This is a genomic window from Variovorax sp. F042, from assembly GCF_057814215.1.
This window is the reverse complement of the sequence record NZ_JBVASX010000094.1, coordinates 1-286: the sequence shown is the minus strand read 5'-3', so window position 1 is coordinate 286 and position 286 is coordinate 1. Positions and strand designations below refer to the sequence as shown.

Genomic DNA, 286 nt, shown 5'->3' with positions numbered 1-286 from the left:
TTCCTACTTGTCGACGGTGGCGAACAGCGCGTGGAACAGACGGCGCTCGAACAACACGCCGTCGCACAGGCCGCTTTCGAAGGCGCGGTTGACCGATTCCTTCGCCGCCATCACCGAGATCATCGAGTAGCCACAGATGATCAGCGCCGCGCCCAGCGCCTCGTCGGCGAGCTTTTCGAAAGGCACCACGCGGCTCTCGAGGCCGGCGCGTTCGGCTTCGGCGGCGTCCATCATGCGGGCCGTGAGCACCATGTCCATGGCCTTGCTCTTGACCACTGCGCGTGGC

General features: G+C 65.4%; 1 protein-coding gene. It reads right to left on the bottom strand.

Annotated features, from left to right (window positions below):
* Nucleotides 1–3: 3 nt before the first annotated feature.
* Nucleotides 4–286 (bottom strand): enoyl-CoA hydratase-related protein (locus tag ACZYSP_RS35555; RefSeq protein ID WP_489019262.1); only part of this gene is annotated, 283 nt, incomplete at its 5' end.